Genomic DNA, 19,290 nt, shown 5'->3' on the forward strand with positions numbered 1-19,290 from the left:
GAACCGCAACGTCGTTATGCCTCGGCGGCTGCGTTTGCGATCGATCTGCAACTACTGCAAGCGGGCGAGCCAATTCGTGCACGCCGCGAAAGAGTTACTGACAAAATTGTCCGTCGACTCAGGCGCTCGCCGGCATTCTATGGAGCGATTCTCATTGCAGCCTTCGGATTACTATTCGCCGGTGTCGCCGGCTGGAACAACCGGCAAACTCAAGCAGAGAATCGCCTGCGCCAGACAATTCAGGAAAGGCTCGCAGGCGACGATTTGCTCGAAACCGATGTCGTTGCACTGGAGAAGCTGATCGGGCAGCTTGCAGAGACCGCGCCAAGTGACGGATTGAAGCACCGAGATGCTCTTGGTCGGCGGCTAGCTGAGCTGATCACGGACCATCTGGGTCACGAGCGGCTGGAGAAAGCCGATTTCGCCGCAATCGAATCGAAACTGAAACTTCTGAAAAATCGCCTCCCATCTGTCGCCGATGAGTTATCGATGCGCATGAACGAGCGCCGCGTGCAGCTGCAGCGCGTGGTGGAATTGCAGGCTCCCTTTGCTGAGATCCCGCCAGTCTTGAGCGGTACACATCTAGTGACCACCGACGGGACATTAACAAATGATCCGAAGGATTCCAAAGGGAGCGCCGTCGTATTGACGACCGAACCCTGCATCGGCAACTTGCGTTGCGAGGTAACGCTTTGGCTTGCTAATCCGCAGGAACCCTTTAGCGCTGGGATTCTGTTGAACGCACATCAAGAGGGCACAAAGTCCCATGCGTTCGTCGTGACACGTGCCGGCCAGGTAACCATGGCTTCCATTGTCCGAAACGGAGTCGTGCAACGGCAGATGGAAATTCAACTGTCGAGCCCCATCCTGCGAATTATGGCTGAACGAGACGGCGAGACCCTCGCGCTCCAAGTCTTAAGTAACGACCAACCACTCGGCAAACTGACGTTTCAGGATGTGTTTGCAATCGCAGGAAGCAATGCAGGAAACTTTGCGATTGCATGGCCCCGTCGTGCTCGATTAGAGGCATTCTCTGCGTGGCGACAATCTCTATCGTTCGCAGCCAGTTCACTCGAACGCGGTGACAACGAGTACGAGCATGGAAACTTCAAGGTAGCCGTCGAGGACTATCGGCATGTTGCCGAAACCAATCAAGACTCAAGAGTGCGAGATGAAGCGAAATACAAGGAAGCGTTATGCCTGCTGGGCCTTGGAAACGAGCATGAAGCGGAGCGTTTATTCACGGGCATCGCAACTGGCAGGGGAAATCCACGCTGGGTCCTGCTTGCCCGAATTCAACTCGTGATGCTCTGCGTGCAGGCTAATCGCGTGGACGAAATGCAGGAGTGGCTCGAATCGCTCAGGGCTGAGTTTGGCCTCGAACAGATCGCATCGCTTGTGCCTCACGCAACCCGGATGCGTATCAGGGATGCGTACCGAGTTTCCGGCGGCCTAGAGTTCCTCCGGCCCGACCCAAAGCGCACGACCAAATTGGAACAAGGGATACTCCTAGATGAGCTGTGTGATATCACGATCGCGCAGCGCTATCTGACGCAACGAATGCTGTTGCGCGCGTATCATGCTGACGGCAAGTATGCGCAGGCGCTCGAATTGGCCGAACGGATGAGCAGCGAATTTGCGCAGATGGATGACCCCCACTTTTACGAGGAATACATGTGGCTGCTTTGCCTGCAGGACCGTGTCACGCAGGCGAAAAAAGCTTCCGCCGATTGGTTGCGTAAAGGGCATCAGGACCAGGTTGCGCTGCTGGCTGCAGTTCGCCTGGATGTCAAACTTGGAAACTGGGATCAGGCCGCGGCTCGGATCGATGAGTATTTCCTGCGATTTCCACAAAGTGATTCTTCTCATCCCAATGACGTCGGGGCTGCTTGGCTGATGCGCGGGCTCTTGCTGGACCGTAAAGGCGAAACAGATGCGGCGCGGCAGACCTGGCGAAAGGGTTACCTTGCAATGAAGGAGGCCGAGCGACACTGGGAGCACCGCTCACACAATCTCCATACCTTGTACAAGGTAGTGCTTGGATCTTTAAGCGATTCCCTTTCCGATGCCGACGAAGACGTGATTGTCACGTCGGTCGTTTTTGGTGGCAACACGGCATTTTCCGTACTGCGAGGAACATTTCAGTTGCCGGCAGGCTCTTTGCGGAAAGCTTGGCAAACTTCGCGGGGCAAAGAGGCCGCGATGGATCTGGGTTTCTTTCGCGTCGGTTTCGACGATCTCTTCCAAACGTCACTCGTAGTGGTCGCACTCTCTGTAGCGTGCGACGGAATTCACGAGGAAGCTTGGTCGCCTGACCTGGAAGAGCATCTTTGGCAGGCGGGCCGCTCCTTGGTTCAAAGTTTCCTCGCTGGGAAACACTCCACAGCTCAACTGTTGCAGCTTGCGCTGGCTTGGAAAGGAAACACCTCCGTTATTGGCTGGAGTGGCATTAGCCCGTCTCTATCGCCAGTGATTCGAGGTCCATTAGCACTTGCTTTGGGCCACCGCTTCCAGAAGCTGGGGCGAGTCCAGGATAGCCGGATGTTTTTTGAGTCAGCTGCCGCCGATGCCATGACGACCAACAACGACGAATTGCAGAGGTTAGCCGAACAGGGGCGTCAGCAGACTATCCCAAAATAAGATGGTGTTCTTTCGAAGGCTGCAATGAAGAAAGAGAGCGGTGAGGCCTGCCTCACCGCTCTCTGTGGCTGCCCCAACAGTCACAAAACTAGAGTTTGGCTGCAGTCACATTGTCTAGGTACGTGCTTTCCTGCATGCCCGCACCGGGGACTAATACCTGAACTAGGTACTTCGCGTAGGCGGGCTTCACGAGCGATCGTTGCGTGTTCAAGCTGAACCCGATGCTGTGGTTACCGGTCGCAAACGATTTTCCTGCGATGTTGGTCGATCCGATCAGCTCAGATCGCGCTCCGGCATTCAGTGAGGGAATGGACGACCAATAAAAATCGGCTCGAAACGACGCCGTAATTTGGCGGCTATTCGTCAAAGTAGCTCCGCCCAAAATCTTCTTTGTGCCCCCATTCGGATTGTAGCTGGGCACTACCCCTTTAAGATTCAAAGTCGCACTGCTGGTCGCGGCCGAGGCGACCGACATTACGGGAGCAGCACTCTCGATCTCACCTGTCACACAGGGCTCAATCGCTGGCGTACCGGACGGATCCTGTGCAGCAGCATCGTCATCGATGATCGAGCCTGTTGCCTCGTTCCGAATCAGAGTCGCCCCACGTGGATTCTGAAGTTGCACTATAAATTGTTCGTCGTTTTCGGCAACCGTGTCGCCGAGCACCCGAACACGAATCGACTTCGATTGCTCGCCCGGCGCAAAGGTCAGCGTACCAATACCGGCGAGATAATCTTGGCCGGCCTTGGCGATTCCAGTCGCTGGCGAGGTGGGTTGCAGCGCCGCACTTGTCTTGAAACTAACAGTAATCGGAACCTCGACAGGCGTTTGTAAATGAACCACAAACGTGGCATAGCCCGTGGCTTCACTTCCCTCTGACACCTGAGCATCAAGAATCTCTAGGCCCGGCTGGACGCGTAACGGGTTGATTGTTTTCACTTCGCCGCTGGTGACAGTCACAGCTTCACCCCTACTCTCGTCCGTCGCATGCCAGCCAGCGGTATTTGCTAGACGAAGCTGATAGACGCCCGGCGTAAGTCCCTCGAGGGTATAGAATCCTCCGTTTTCATCAGAAATAGCGACGGGTTCGTCGAAATCAAGATTACCATTATCATTGACATCGACAAACACTTGCTGACCGGCAACGCCGTTGCCCCACAACGTGTTGTAATCGTGGACAACTAGCCCACTGATGGAAGCGTTGCGATAGCCCCCGAAGAGGATATCTCGGATTTCATCTCCTTCACTCAACGAGATCATCTGGCCGCTGGCACCTTCGGAGACCTGAGTTCCGGGCGCGAACAAAGCACGCAGAATGTATTCGCCAGCGGAAATGTCTGCGAATTGAAATGCACCATTTGAATCAACGTCCGAGAATGCTTCACCTGCATCGAACTGGCAGTTCTGATTGATATCGAGATAGACCTGACCTGGGAGCGCCTCTTCGTCTCGATCACGCATACCGGATGCGTTTCGATCGTGATAAACAGAGCCCGCTAGTGCGCCACCGGGACGAATAGCGATGTCGGCACAGGCCGTCGTCTCCCCTTCCGCGAGTGTGACCAGAATGGGATCTGACGCGTTTCCAACTTCGCGCACGAGGTGTTCACCAGCGGTTAACTGTAACTCGTAGTTACCCGCTGCATCGGTACGAGCAGAGGTTTCGCTTGGGTCGGCGATTCCATTCTCATTATCGTCGGCGTAGACCGTTCGGTCCCTCAGACCAACCTCGTTTGGATTCCGCAATCCATCCAGGTTCAGATCCCGAAAGATGGTTCCGCTCACATTCCCGACTGGCAAGTCTGCGGTGCTGTGGATGCCGAGCAGAATGTTCCCGAGTTCTTGAGAGTCAAAATGTCCCTCCTGCGTGGTTTCCCAACCGGGGCGATCGACCCGCAATGGGTATACTCCCGCCGGCACTCCGAACAGCCCGAATACACCTTCGGCACCGGAGTAGCCGAAGGGCTCGTTCACGTCCTGAACAAGATTGTTGTTTAGGTCGGCGTAGATCTTCGCGTTGGGTAGCGACCTTTCATTTAGATCGAGCACGCTGTTTCCGTTAGCGTCATCGTAAATTCTGCCAGTTGCCAACAAGCCCGCCGCACTATGGTTAGAGTCCGGGAACGTATGGGCGGAATCTTCGTGAGTTGGGCCCGGAGCTGCCAGCAATGCTTCCGTCAAGCGGCAGACTTCCATGCTCTCGGCGAGTGGTACAGGCCCATAGATCGCAATGCCCTCGGTATCGCTGGTTAGAGGAGACGCTGACATTAGATCTCGGGTCTCAAGTCGTTCGATCACCAACGATTTGCGACTGGACAGTTGGCCCTTCGAAATGGAAATTGTCGGCCGAAAGGACACTGGTCGGTAGCTGCGGGACATAAGTGAATTCCTGGAGTGTTTGACATTGAGCCATCGCCGGAACGTCCGGCAATCAAGTCGGCGTCAAAACGCACAGAAACCCTTCACAAATTTTTTTCTTTCCTGCAAAACTGGCCTAGGTCAACAGACCCTTTGGCAACGTCTTTCTGGCGACGGCGGACGCTAAGTCGATTCTGGCCACTGGAGCAGATCGACCGGAAGGTGAGGCCGTGGGCGTGGTGCGACGCCCTCGAACGGATCGGAATCGACTTTGTCTAGCCATACTCGGCTGACACTTCGGAAGTTATCTAGCATACTTCGCGCCGTTATTGAGTTTGATTCCTCCTTCCATCTGGCAACTTGAGCAGTGACCGCCGCGCATAAACCGCCTGCAGCGTTCGTCCAGTTCGCTCGGCTACCTTAGCCGCTGGCAATGTGCGAAGCAGTTCGAGCTCCTTTGCTGACCAAGGAACTCTGGGAGCGGGTGCTAAGTCGCCACGAGCAGCCCAGGCCTTCCTCGCCGCTGACATCTTGGCACGTGAGGCAGCGAAGTGTTTTCGGCCTGTGTTGACCCGGCGAAGAATCTCGATAACGTAAGCCGGCCGTGGCTTGCCTCTCTTGGCTGCTGCAATCTTTGCTCTCCGCTCGGGAGACCTGGCAGACGGTGCGATTGCTTTCATGAATGCGACAGCGCGTTCTGGGGTCGAAAGTGCCCGGTATAGTGAGTTTAGTTTTTGCAAACTAGCGCTGAAAGAGATTCGCGAGGCCGGTCGAGTTTGAAAAAAGTCGGCGAAAAACGAAAGCCGGGTCTGGTGACGATCCTTGTCCTAAGTCTAGGAGGCCCTTGTTCATACTGCACCGAACGCCTGAGAATGATAATTTAACCCCTCCGACAGGGCAGGAACTTGCTCATCGGCACTAGCTATTGTCCTTTTTGCAGCTAATATCAGACCCACCGATTTCTCCTGCCTCATCGGCAGATTCCGCCTCTGCCGACCCACCTTCCCGAGCGAGAAATCAGACAAGTCCTGAGCCGCCAACTTGTCGCGGCCATTCTTCTTTTGTTCGGATGATCCGCCTCATGCTCGACCGCACCAAGTGGCTCTGGAATCGCTTCTTTTCACGTAAACAATCGATCTCGAAGTCGGCCAGCCCCAGCCGGCGTCGTCGCGCATTTTTAGAACCACTCGAAGACCGGCGAGTGCTTGCCGCCAACTTCGCCGAGTTTATCGATCCCAAACCCAGCCCAGGCAATCAATTTGGCCAATCCGTGGTGACACTTATTACGGGTAATGTCGTCATCACCTCCCCCCGCGATGATGCTGGGGGGACCGACGCCGGCGCGGTCTATCTATTTAACGGTTCCACCGGTGCGCTCATCAGTACACTGCTTGGCTCCCATGCCAACGACCAAGTCGGCAGCCAAGGAGTAGCTGAGCTCGCCAATGGTAACTTCGTGGTCCATAGCCCGAATTGGGACAACGGCGCGATCGTTAATGCCGGGGCCGTCACCTGGGGGAATGGCGTCACGGGGATATCAGGCAATGTTTCGTCCACTAACAGCCTCGTCGGAAGTACGGCCAGCGATCAAGTCGGAAACGTCAGTATCCGAGCGCTGACCAACGGAAACTATGTAGTTCAAAGCCCGTTTTGGAACAACGGCGCAGCCAACGATGCTGGGGCTGTCACCTGGGGGAATGGCCTCACGGGAATCGTGGGGGCCATTACTTCCGCCAACAGCCTCGTCGGAAGTCAGGGCGGCGATAGAGTCTCCAGCGCCACGGTGCTGACCAATGGCAACTATGTTGTAAGTAGTCCGAGTTGGGACAACGGCGCGACCGCCGATGTCGGCGCAGTCATCTGGGGCAATGGCCTTACGGGTACCGTGGGAACCGTTTCTGCTGCCAATAGCCTCGTCGGTACGCAGGCCAGTGATCGAGTCAGTTCAAACGGTGTGACGGCGCTCGCCAACGGCAACTATGTGGTAGCCAGTGATGAGTGGAACAATGGCGCGACCGCGGATGCCGGGGCCGTCACCTGGGGGAATGGCTCCACGGGAATCGTGGGGGCCGTTTCTTCCGCCAATAGCCTCGTCGGCACTCACGCCAGCGATCAAATCGGCAGTGATTTCATCGTTGAGCTGACCAATGGCAACTACGTAGTAAGAAGTCCGAACTGGGACAACGGCGCGATCGCTGATGCCGGGGCCGTCACTTGGGGGAATGGCCTCACGGGAACCGTGGGAGCCGTCACGACTGCCAATAGCCTCGTCGGCTCCAAGGCGAGCGACCAAGTCGGCAGCAGCTCGGTGATGGCGCTGACCAATGGCAACTATGTAGTCGCGAGCTTCAACTGGGACAACGGCACCACCGTGGATGCCGGGGCCGTCACTTGGGGGAATGGCCTCACGGGAATCGTGGGGGCTGTCACGGCAGCCAATAGCCTCGTCGGCACTAAGGCCAACGATTTCGTCGGCGTTGGCGGCATCACCGCGCTGGTCAACGGCAACTATGTGGTCAGTAGTTCGAGCTGGGACAACGGCACCACCGTGGATGCCGGGGCCGTCACTTGGGGGAATGGCAACACGGGAATCGTGGGGGCTGTCACGGCAGCCAATAGCCTCGTCGGCACTAAGGCCAACGATCAAATCGGTAGCTCCGTCAACGCTGTGACGGCGCTGACCAACGGCAACTATGTGGTAAGAAGTCCGAATTGGGACAACGGCGCGACCGCCGATGCCGGGGCCGTCACTTGGGGGAATGGCAACACGGGAACCGTAGGGGCTGTCACGACCGCCAATAGCCTCGTCGGCACTCAGGCCAACGATCGAGTCGGCTCCATCTCCGTGACGGCGTTATCCAACGGCAACTACGTGGTGAGTAGTTCGAGCTGGAAAAACGGCGCGATCTCCAATGCCGGGGCCGTCACCTGGGGGAATGGCTCCATGGGAACCGTGGGAGCCGTCACTACCGCCAATAGCCTCGTCGGCAGCCAAACCAGCGATTCGGTCGGCCACGATGGCGTGACGGCTTTGGCCAGTGGCAGCTATGTGGTCCGTAGCACCTTCTGGAACAACGGCGCGACGGCCGATGCCGGGGCCGTCACTTGGGGCAATGGTCTCGAGGGAATCGTGGGGGCCGTTACTTCCGCCAATAGCCTCGTCGGCAGCCAAACCAGCGATCAAGTCGGCTCGGGCGGCATCACGGCGCTCGCTAATGGGAACTACATAGTCCGCACTCAGAACTGGGATAACGGCACAGTCGCCAATGCCGGGGCCGTCACATGGGGCAACGGTGTTCTGGGGGTCAGTGGCGTCATTAGCGTTGCCAATAGCGCGATTGGAGACGCCACCTCCACAAGTCTGACCATCCCGGCGACGGACGATGTCAACGACACGTTCTTCGGTCGCTTTGCCGTGGCAGGAGGGGACAGGATCCGTGTCGGCTCCCAATCGAGCGGCTTCAGCCCGGCGGCGACCTTCACAGAGTTTATCGACCCGAATCCTGCCCCCGGCAATGGATTTGGCACGTCGGTCGTCACGCTGGCTACGGGCAACGTCGTCATCACCTCACCGAACGATGATGCAGGGGGGGCGAACGCCGGCGCGGTCTATCTGTTTAACGGTTCCACTGGTGCTCTGATTAGTACGCTGCTCGGTTCCCACACCAACGACCAGATCGGCAATGGCGGCATCACGGCGCTCGCCACTGGCAACTTCGTGGTCCGTAGCCAGTTCTGGGACAACGGCGCGATCACCAATGCCGGGGCCGTCACCTGGGGGAGCGGCGTCACGGGGATTTCAGGTACTGTTTCGTCTGCCAACAGCCTCGTCGGCAGCCAAACCAGCGATCAAATCGGTAACGGGGGCGTAGTGGCGCTGACCAACGGCAACTACGTAGTTAGTAGCTATGCCTGGGACAACGGTGCAATTGCCGATGTCGGGGCTGCCACGTGGGGGAGTGGCGTCACGGGGATCTCAGGTGTCGTTTCGGCCGCCAACAGCCTCGTCGGCACCCAAGCCAGCGATATCGTCGGCGATACCGGCAGCAATAACACCATCATTGCGCTTACCAATGGCAACTACGTGGTCAGTAGCCAGTTCTGGGACAACGGCGCGAACAGCAATGCCGGCGCCGTCACGTGGGGCAATGGCCTGACGGGAATTTCGGGGGCGGTGACTTCCGCCAATAGCCTGGTCGGCAGTCAGACCCAAGATGAAGTAGGCATCAACGGCGTGACGGCACTGACCAATGGCAACTACGTGGTCAATAGCCAAAATTGGAACAATGGCGCAATCGTCGATGCCGGGGCCGTCACCTGGGGAGACGGCTTCAAGGGGATCACGGGGATCGTCACCTCTGCCAATAGCCTGGTCGGCACGACAGCCAACGATCGGCTCGGTGGTGGCTCCACCGACGTAACGGCCCTCGCCAATGGCAACTACGTGGTAAGTAGCGATAGCTGGGACAATGGCGGAATCGTCGATGCCGGCGCCGTCACGTGGGGCAATGGCTTCACGGGAATCGTGGGGGCCGTCACTTCCGCCAATAGCCTCGTTGGCACTCACACTAGCGATCGAGTCGGCATCGACGACGTGACGGCGCTGACCAATGGCAACTATGTGGTCAGTAGCCATCTCTGGGACAACGGCGCAATCGCAGATGCCGGGGCCGTCACGTGGGGCAATGGCCTGAGGGGAGTCGTGGGGGCGGTGACTTCCGCCAATAGCCTCGTCGGCAGCCAAGCCGGCGATCAAGTCGGCAGCCAAAGTGTGTATGTGCTGACCAACAGCAACTACGTAGTACGTAGTCTGAGTTGGAACAACGGCGCGATCGCCGATGCCGGGGCCGTCACTTGGGGCAATGGCTTCAGGGGGATATCAGGTACCGTTTCGACCGCCAATAGCCTCGTCGGCAGTCATTCTAGCGATAACGTCGGTAGCTTCGGCGTGGCGGTGCTCGCCAATGGCAACTATGTGGTCAGTAGTCATACTTGGGACAATGGTTCAACTGTAGATGCCGGAGCCGCCACCTGGGGCAATGGCCTCTCGGGAATCGTGGGAAACGTTACATCCGCCAATAGCCTCGTCGGCACCCAGGCCAATGATCAAGTCGGCCAAGGAGCGACGGCGCTCGCCAATGGCAACTACGTAGTACGTAGTCTGAGTTGGAACAACGGCGCGACCGTCGATGCCGGGGCCGCCACCTGGGGCAATGGCCTCACGGGAATTGTGGGGGCCGTCACTTCCGCCAATAGCCTCGTCGGCACGACAGCCTCTGATTTTGTCGGCTCAAACGGCATCACGGCGCTGACCAACGGCAACTACGTGGTTCTTAGTCAGAACTGGGATAACGGCGCGATCACCAATGCCGGGGCCGCCACCTGGGGGAGCGGTGTCACGGGGATCGCGGGGGTCGTCACCTCCGCCAACAGCCTCGTCGGCAGCCAAACAGGCGATGTAGTTGGCTCAAGCGGCGCGACGGCGTTGACCAACGGCAATTACGTGGTTCGTAGTCCGGGCTGGGACAACGTCGCAATCAACAATGCCGGGGCTGTCACCTGGGGGAGTGGTGTCACGGGGGTCACGGGGATCGTCACCTCCGCCAACAGCGCGATCGGAACATCTGCCTTTACCAACCTCTCCGGCATTGTCGTGGACAATGTCAACACCTCGTTTTTCGGCCGGTTTCTGACGGAGGGAGGGGGTCGAGTTCGGGTGGGATCGCAAGTCACCGGCTTCGCGCCCCCCTACTCGGCTCTGGTCTCCATTGTGAATGACGGCGACGCTGCGGAAGCTGCCACGCCCACGAATGGCAAGTTCAAAGTGGAACTAACCGCAGCCAGCACCACCGACACGATTGTCAGCTACACCGTGCAGGTCGCGAGCACGGCGACGGACGGAACGGGAACGGGCGACTACGAAACGCTGACCGGCTCGGTCAAGATTTTCGCCGGCGACCTGTCGGCCGACATCGATGTGCTCGTGCATGACGACTCCCTCGTCGAACTGGCCGAATCGGTCATCGTGAAGATCACCGGCACCGACAACGCCAACATCACGGTCGATACCGGTGCTGACGAAGCGACGGTGACGATCACCAACGACGACTCGGCGGTGGTCAGCCTCGGCAGCCCGACGATCACCGAAGGGGGACAGCTGGCGTTCAGCGTGACGATCAACAACCCGGTGGACGTGGCGGTGACGGCCAACCGCAGCACGGCCGACGGCCTGACGAACCCGGCCACGACGGCCGACAGCGACTACTCGCCCCTGACCAGCACGAGCGTGCAGCTGTTCGCAGCCGGCTCCACGGCGGCCTTCACGATCAACGTCGATACCGGCCCCGACAGCAAGGTGGAACTGGACGAGCAGGTCCGGCTGATTCTGGATACCTTGAGCGTGGGAGGACGACTCGTCACGTTCGACGGTGCTGGGGCCACCCTGACCGGCGTGGGGACGATCACCAACGACGACTCGGCGTTCACTTTCACTTCGCCGGCCGCAGTCAATGCCGCCGAGAATCAAACGGCCGTCACCACGGTGGTTGCCTCAGACGCTGACCTCCCTGAGCAGACCGTGACCTACACGATCACGGGTGGCGCCGATGCAGGGAAGTTCAGCCTGACGAGTGGCGGTGTGCTGACCTTCCAGGCCGCACCGAACTTCGAACTGCCAACCGATGCTGGTGCCAACAACGTCTACGAGGTCGAGGTCACGGCCAACGACGGCAACGGTGGGCTCACGATCCAGACGATCAGTGTGACGGTAACCGACGTCAACGACGTGCCGGTCTTCACCTCACTTGCCACGGCTAGTGTGCCGGAGAACCAAACGGCCGTCATCACGGTCGCCGCCAGCGATGCGGACCTGCCAGCTCAAACGGTGACCTACACAATCACCGGTGGCGCCGATGCCGGGAAGTTCAGCCTCACCATGGGTGGCGTGCTGACCTTCCAGACAGCGCCAAACTTCGAATTGCCTACAGACAGTGGTGCCAACAACGTCTACGAGGTCGAGGTTACCGCCAATGATGGCAACGGTGGACTCACGATCCAGTCGATCAGTGTCTCGGTGACCGACGTCAACGACGTGCCGGTCTTCACGTCACTCGCCACGGCCAGTGCCGCCGAGAATCAAACTGCCGTCACCACGGTCGTTGCCAGCGATGCAGACCTGCCCGCTCAAACCGTCACCTACACAATCACCGGTGGGGCCGATGCAGCGAAGTTCAGCCTCACCACGGGTGGTGTGCTAACCTTCCAGACCGCACCGAACTTCGAACTGCCGACTGACGTTGGCACCAACAACGTCTACGAGGTCGAGGTCACGGCCAACGACGGCAACGGTGGACTCACGATCCAGACGATCAGTGTCACGGTGACCGACGTCAACGATGCGCCGCTCTTTACTTCGTCGGCCACGGTCAGCGTGCCGGAAAATCAGACAGCTGTCACCACGGTGGTGGCCAGCGATGCGGACCTGCCCGCTCAAACCGTCACCTACACAATCACCGGTGGGGCCGATGCAGGGAAGTTCAGCCTGACGAGTGGCGGTGTGCTGACCTTCCAGGCCGCACCGAACTTCGAACTGCCAACCGATGCTGGTGCCAACAACGTTTACGAGGTGCAGGTCACCGCCAACGACGGCAACGGTGGGCTCACGATCCAGACGATCAGTGTGACGGTAACCGACGTCAACGACGTGCCGGTCTTCACCTCACTTGCCACGGCTAGTGTGCCGGAGAACCAAACGGCCGTCATCACGGTCGCCGCCAGCGATGCAGACCTGCCCGCTCAAACCGTCACCTACACAATCACCGGTGGGGCCGATGCAGCGAAGTTCAGCCTCACCACGGGTGGTGTGCTAACCTTCCAGACCGCGCCGAACTTCGAACTGCCAACCGATGCTGGTACCAACAACGTCTACGAGGTCGAGGTCACGGCCAACGACGGCAACGGTGGGCTCACGATCCAGACGATCAGTGTCTCGGTGACCGACGTCAACGACGCACCGGTCTTCACTTCACTCGCCACGGCCAGTGCCGCCGAGAATCAAACTGCCGTCATCACGGTCGCCGCCAGCGATGCGGACCTGCCAGCTCAAACGGTGACCTACACGATCACCGGTGGGGCCGATGCAGCGAAGTTCAGCCTCACCACGGGTGGTGTGCTAACCTTCCAGACCGCACCGAACTTCGAACTGCCAACCGATGCTGGTACCAACAACGTCTACGAGGTCGAGGTCACGGCCAACGACGGCAACGGTGGGCTCACGATCCAGACGATCAGTGTCTCGGTGACCGACGTCAACGACGCACCGGTCTTCACTTCACTCGCCACGGCCAGTGCCGCCGAGAATCAAACTGCCGTCACCACGGTCGTTGCCAGCGATGCAGACCTGCCCGCTCAAACGGTCACCTACACAATCACCGGTGGGGCCGATGCAGGGAAGTTCAGCCTCACCACGGGTGGTGTGCTAACCTTCCAGACCGCGCCGAACTTCGAACTGCCAACCGATGCTGGTACCAACAACGTCTACGAGGTCGAGGTCACGGCCAACGACGGCAACGGTGGACTCACGATCCAGACGATCAGTGTCTCGGTGACCGACGTCAACGACGCACCGGTCTTCACTTCACTCGCCACGGCCAGTGCCGCCGAGAATCAAACTGCCGTCACCACGGTCGTTGCCAGCGATGCAGACCTGCCCGCTCAAACGGTCACCTACACAATCACCGGTGGGGCCGATGCAGGGAAGTTCAGCCTCACCACGGGTGGTGTGCTAACCTTCCAGACCGCGCCGAACTTCGAACTGCCAACCGATGCTGGTACCAACAACGTCTACGAGGTCGAGGTCACGGCCAACGACGGCAACGGTGGACTCACGATCCAGACGATCAGTGTCTCGGTGACCGACGTCAACGACGCACCGGTCTTCACTTCACTCGCCACGGCCAGTGCCGCCGAGAATCAAACTGCCGTCACCACGGTCGTTGCCAGCGATGCAGACCTGCCCGCTCAAACCGTCACCTACACAATCACCGGTGGGGCCGATGCAGGGAAGTTCAGCCTGACGAGTGGCGGTGTGCTGACCTTCCAGGCCGCACCGAACTTCGAACTGCCAACCGATGCTGGTGCCAACAACGTTTACGAGGTGCAGGTCACCGCCAACGACGGCAACGGTGGGCTCACGATCCAGACGATCAGTGTGACGGTAACCGACGTCAACGACGTGCCGGTCTTCACCTCACTTGCCACGGCTAGTGTGCCGGAGAACCAAACGGCCGTCATCACGGTCGCCGCCAGCGATGCAGACCTGCCCGCTCAAACCGTCACCTACACAATCACCGGTGGGGCCGATGCAGCGAAGTTCAGCCTCACCACGGGTGGTGTGCTAACCTTCCAGACCGCACCGAACTTCGAACTGCCGACTGACGTTGGCACCAACAACGTCTACGAGGTCGAGGTCACGGCCAACGACGGCAACGGTGGACTCACGATCCAGACGATCAGTGTCACGGTGACCGACGTCAACGATGCGCCGCTCTTTACTTCGTCGGCCACGGTCAGCGTGCCGGAAAATCAGACAGCTGTCACCACGGTGGTGGCCAGCGATGCGGACCTGCCCGCTCAAACCGTCACCTACACAATCACCGGTGGGGCCGATGCAGGGAAGTTCAGCCTGACGAGTGGCGGTGTGCTGACCTTCCAGGCCGCACCGAACTTCGAACTGCCAACCGATGCTGGTGCCAACAACGTTTACGAGGTGCAGGTCACCGCCAACGACGGCAACGGTGGGCTCACGATCCAGACGATCAGTGTGACGGTAACCGACGTCAACGACGTGCCGGTCTTCACCTCACTTGCCACGGCTAGTGTGCCGGAGAACCAAACGGCCGTCATCACGGTCGCCGCCAGCGATGCAGACCTGCCCGCTCAAACCGTCACCTACACAATCACCGGTGGGGCCGATGCAGCGAAGTTCAGCCTCACCACGGGTGGTGTGCTAACCTTCCAGACCGCGCCGAACTTCGAACTGCCAACCGATGCTGGTACCAACAACGTCTACGAGGTCGAGGTCACGGCCAACGACGGCAACGGTGGGCTCACGATCCAGACGATCAGTGTCTCGGTGACCGACGTCAACGACGTGCCGGTCTTCACCTCACTTGCCACGGCTAGTGTGCCGGAGAACCAAACGGCCGTCATCACGGTCGCCGCCAGCGATGCGGACCTGCCAGCTCAAACGGTGACCTACACAATCACCGGTGGCGCCGATGCCGGGAAGTTCAGCCTCACCATGGGTGGCGTGCTGACCTTCCAGACAGCGCCAAACTTCGAATTGCCTACAGACAGTGGTGCCAACAACGTCTACGAGGTCGAGGTTACCGCCAATGATGGCAACGGTGGACTCACGATCCAGTCGATCAGTGTCTCGGTGACCGACGTCAACGACGTGCCGGTCTTCACGTCACTCGCCACGGCCAGTGCCGCCGAGAATCAACAGGCTGTCACCACGGTCGCCGCCAGCGACGCCGACCTTCCCGCTCAAACTGTCACCTACACGATTACCGGTGGTGCCGATGCCGGGAAGTTCAGCCTCACCACGGGTGGCGTGCTGACCTTCCAGGCAGCACCGAACTTCGAACTGCCGACCGATGCTGGTGCCAACAACGTCTACGAGGTCCAGGTCACGGCCAACGACGGCAACGGTGGACTAACGATCCAGACGATCAGCGTGACTGTGACCGACGTCAACGATGCGCCGGTCTTCACCTCACTCGCCACGGCCAGTGTGCCGGAGAACCAAACGGCCGTCACCACAGTAGTTGCCAGCGATGCCGACCTTCCCGCTCAAACTGTCACCTACACGATTACCGGTGGTGCGGACTCCGGGAAGTTCAGCCTCACCACGGGTGGTGTGCTGACCTTCCAGACTGCACCGAACTTCGAACTGCCGACCGATGCTGGTGCCAACAACGTCTACGAGGTCCAGGTCACGGCCAACGACGGCAACGGTGGACTAACGATCCAGTCGATCAGTGTGACTGTGACTGACGTCAACGATTCGCCTGTTGCCAATCCGAATACGGCCAGCACGACGGAAAATGCGCCGGTTACGACCGATGTCATCGCCAATGACACTGATCCGGATACGACGGACGTGCTGAGCCTGGCTCCGGGTTTCAGCATTGCTTCGGCGACGTTCGATACGAACAACTCGCCGATCACAATCAGCACGGCCACGGTCACCCAGAGCGGCAACTCGATTGTCTTCGATCCGGGCACGGACTTTGATTTTTTGCCTGCCGGGCAGACGGCCACGGTGCTGATTAATTACACCGTGCAGGATGACAATGATCCAGCCCTGACGAGCAGCAGCACATTGACGATCACGGTGAACGGCGAGAACGATGCGCCGATCGGCAATGTTGATTCCTACACAACTGCCGAAGAAACGCAACTGACCATCGCCGCGCGGGGTGTGCTGGAGAACGATACGGATGTCGATTTCGGTACGACGCTAAATGCGCATTCGTTCACGCAACCGACCCATGGTGGGGTCGCATTGAACGCCAACGGCTCGTTCACCTACACGCCCTTCGCAAATTACTACGGGCCGGATAGTTTTCGCTATCGAGTTACCGATGGTATCTCACCAACTTCGCTCATCACGGTCACACTCGATGTCACCGCTACCGAAGATTATGACTTTGGCGATGCGCCGGCCAGCTATGGCGTGGCTTCGCACTTCGAAGGAGCAGGCTTCACCGGCGGCCCAGACAACTCGGGTCCGCTGCTCGGCACGCGCGATTTCGAAGCTGCAAATCAGGCCTCGCCCAATGCCAATGGCGATGATTTGAACAGCACCGACGATGAAGATGGCGTATCGTTCAGCGCAACCACACTCGTGCCGCGGTTCAATACCACCATCACCGTCAACGCTTCCACCGCGGGCAAGCTGGATGCCTGGATCGACTTCAATAGTAACGACCAGTTCGATCCAGCAGAGAAGATTGCCAGTGGGTTAGCTGTAGCGGCCGGCAGTAACACGCTCGTTGTGCAGGTGCCGGACAGTGCCGTAGCTGGAATTACCTACGCCCGCTTTCGCATTAGCACTGACGGCAGTGAGTTGCCCACCGGCCCCGCTACAGACGGTGAAGTTGAAGACCACCAACTCACCATTCAGGCCTTGCCGGTCGGTTCGGCTCAGGTGATCGACGATCCAGAGAACCCTGGCCCGTTGAACCCCGATGTGCTCGTAATTAACGGCAACGAGAATGTCAGCGATGCCATTGTCGTGCGGGCAAAGAATGGTATTGCAACAGTTTACATCGCTCCGACCGTATCGATTGGTTCTTTCCCGCTGTCCTCGTTCGGTCGCATCGTGATTTTTGGTCGGAGTGGCAACGATTCGATCGTGATTGAATCGACGACGACAAACCCAATCACCAAGCCCAGCACGATCTATGGTGATGCTGGCAGGGACACTATCTCTGGCGGTGGTGGGCCGGACATCATCATCGGCGGCGATGGCAACGATGTAATGGCGGGTAACGCGGGCGACGATACGTTCGTTGGCGGTGATGGTTACGATACCATGTCCGGCGATGCGGGTAACGATACCTTCGTTAGTGGCCTGGGCAACGACAAGATTGTGGGTGGTGCAGGCATCGATACGATCGTCGAAATGACCGGCTCCGCGATTGTCTCGGCGACGAGCATTCGTGTGGGGTTATCGGCCGATTCGTATAGCCAGATCGAACGGATCGAGTTGAAGGGGACAACGGGCCCCGAAAGCTTCGTCTTCAGCGGAGTGACGGCCAGCGTGACGATCGATGGTCAAGGTGGCGGCGATACGGTGTCTTACACGGGTGACGGCAACTTCGTGCTGACCGATGCACTCCTCACGCGCACTTCGGGCACGACAACTGCGACGGTGAATATGAATGGCATCGTCTCGGCGACGCTCACCGGTGGTTCATCGACCAACAAGTTCACCGTGACCGACTGGACCAAGCCGCTGAACGTTATTGGCGCTGGCGGTACCGATACGATTGAATCGACGGGGAGCACTGGCTTCGTGTTATCGCCGACGTTGCTGCAGCGACCGAGTAAGCCCAACGTGACGATCAGCACCATTGAGAATGCAGTACTCACTTCGGTTACAGGCGCGGTGGATAGCACCTTCACGATCGACAACTGGGCTGGTACTGCCGACCTAAAGGCAGATGGCGGAGTCGATACGCTGAAAGTGACAGACAACGCCTCGTCAATGACGTTGAGCAGTACGACGCTCACGCGGACTGGCCGCGGGACAATCAAGCACAGCGGCTTCGAGGCTGCTGAACTCAAAGGTGGCACCAGCGCAAACACGATCAACGCCTCAACCTTCAGTGGGAACTTGATTATCGATGGGGACGCCGGCAACGACACGCTGACCGGTGGCAGTGGCCCGACGACCCTCATCGGCGGCATCGGCAACGACAAGCTCACGAGTGGCAACGGCACATCAACACTTTACGGTGGTGACGGCAACGACACTCTCACCAGTGGCAACGGAGCAGCACTTCTATTCGGCCAAGCCGGCAACGATACGCTCACCAGCGGGAAGGGAATTGCTGTCCTGGTGGGCGGTACCGGCAACGACACGCTGAAAGTTGGCGCGGCCCCTGTCGCCGGAACGATTGGTCACGCCATCCTGATTGGCGGTGCTGGTAATGACAAACTTACTGGCGGGAGTGGGGCCGACGTACTCATCGGTAGCGCTACTAGCATTGACAGCAACGATGCCGCACTGATTGCCCTTTTGAACGTCTGGAACACCGATGTTCCTTATTCCACCCGCGTAGCCAACGTCACCGCGCAACTGGGTGCTCCGGTGACTGGCGATTCAAAGATCGATACGATGCTCGGCGGCACCAGCACCGATCTCTTCTTCGCCGAACTAGGCGAGACCTTGAGTGACCGCATTGCCTCCACAGAAACCCGTGTCAACGAAGCATAGTCGTAGCGCGTTGCCTAGCGACAAAAGTCAAAGCTATGGATGAGACATTTGCACAATTGCTGGTCGACTATGAGCAAGCAGTACTTGCTGGGCGGAGCGGGGCGTTTCTAGTGAATAGGGAAGTCCCGGTCCCTCAGCTCCAGGCATTCCAACCGATTCGACCAATCATCGAACGGTTAGTTCGGCTTGGGCCAGGCTGGGATAGCCATAGGCAAACATGCCCTCCGACTCGACTTGCCACTGGTTCGGCCCAGTTTGCACGTCCAACTGAGGCTGGACGCTA

General features: G+C 58.8%; 3 protein-coding genes. 2 read left to right on the forward strand and 1 reads right to left on the reverse strand.

Annotated elements, in window-relative coordinates; genetic code table 11:
* The first annotated feature begins 264 nt into the window (after positions 1 to 264).
* Positions 265 to 2,640 carry a tetratricopeptide repeat protein gene (locus ETAA8_RS18865; RefSeq protein ID WP_238397422.1) on the forward strand — a complete coding sequence of 792 codons (2,376 nt, stop codon included), beginning with the start codon at positions 265 to 267 and terminating at the stop codon, positions 2,638 to 2,640.
* A gap of 88 nt (positions 2,641 to 2,728) precedes the next feature.
* Here the strand turns inward: ETAA8_RS18865 and ETAA8_RS18870 are convergent, their stop codons facing one another.
* Complete coding sequence (locus tag ETAA8_RS18870; protein WP_202921080.1) at positions 2,729 to 4,909, reverse strand: Calx-beta domain-containing protein; 2,181 nt, start codon at positions 4,907 to 4,909, stop codon at positions 2,729 to 2,731.
* A gap of 1,171 nt (positions 4,910 to 6,080) precedes the next feature.
* Here ETAA8_RS18870 and ETAA8_RS18875 point away from each other — a divergent pair.
* The gene (locus ETAA8_RS18875; protein ID WP_202921081.1) at positions 6,081 to 19,007 is read left to right on the forward strand and encodes an Ig-like domain-containing protein; all 12,927 of its coding nucleotides are present in this window, start codon (positions 6,081 to 6,083) and stop codon (positions 19,005 to 19,007) included.
* Positions 19,008 to 19,290: the final 283 nt, after the last annotated feature.

The sequence above is a fragment of the Anatilimnocola aggregata genome (assembly GCF_007747655.1).
GTDB lineage: Bacteria > Planctomycetota > Planctomycetia > Pirellulales > Pirellulaceae > Anatilimnocola > Anatilimnocola aggregata.

Excerpts from the sequence above, each read along its gene's own strand:
- ETAA8_RS18875 (WP_202921081.1), top strand. The coding sequence starts at position 6,081 with ATGCTCGACCGCACCAAGTGGCTCTGGAATCGCTTCTTTTCACGTAAA.
- ETAA8_RS18870 (WP_202921080.1), bottom strand. The coding sequence starts at position 4,909 with ATGTCAGCGTCTCCTCTAACCAGCGATACCGAGGGCATTGCGATCTAT.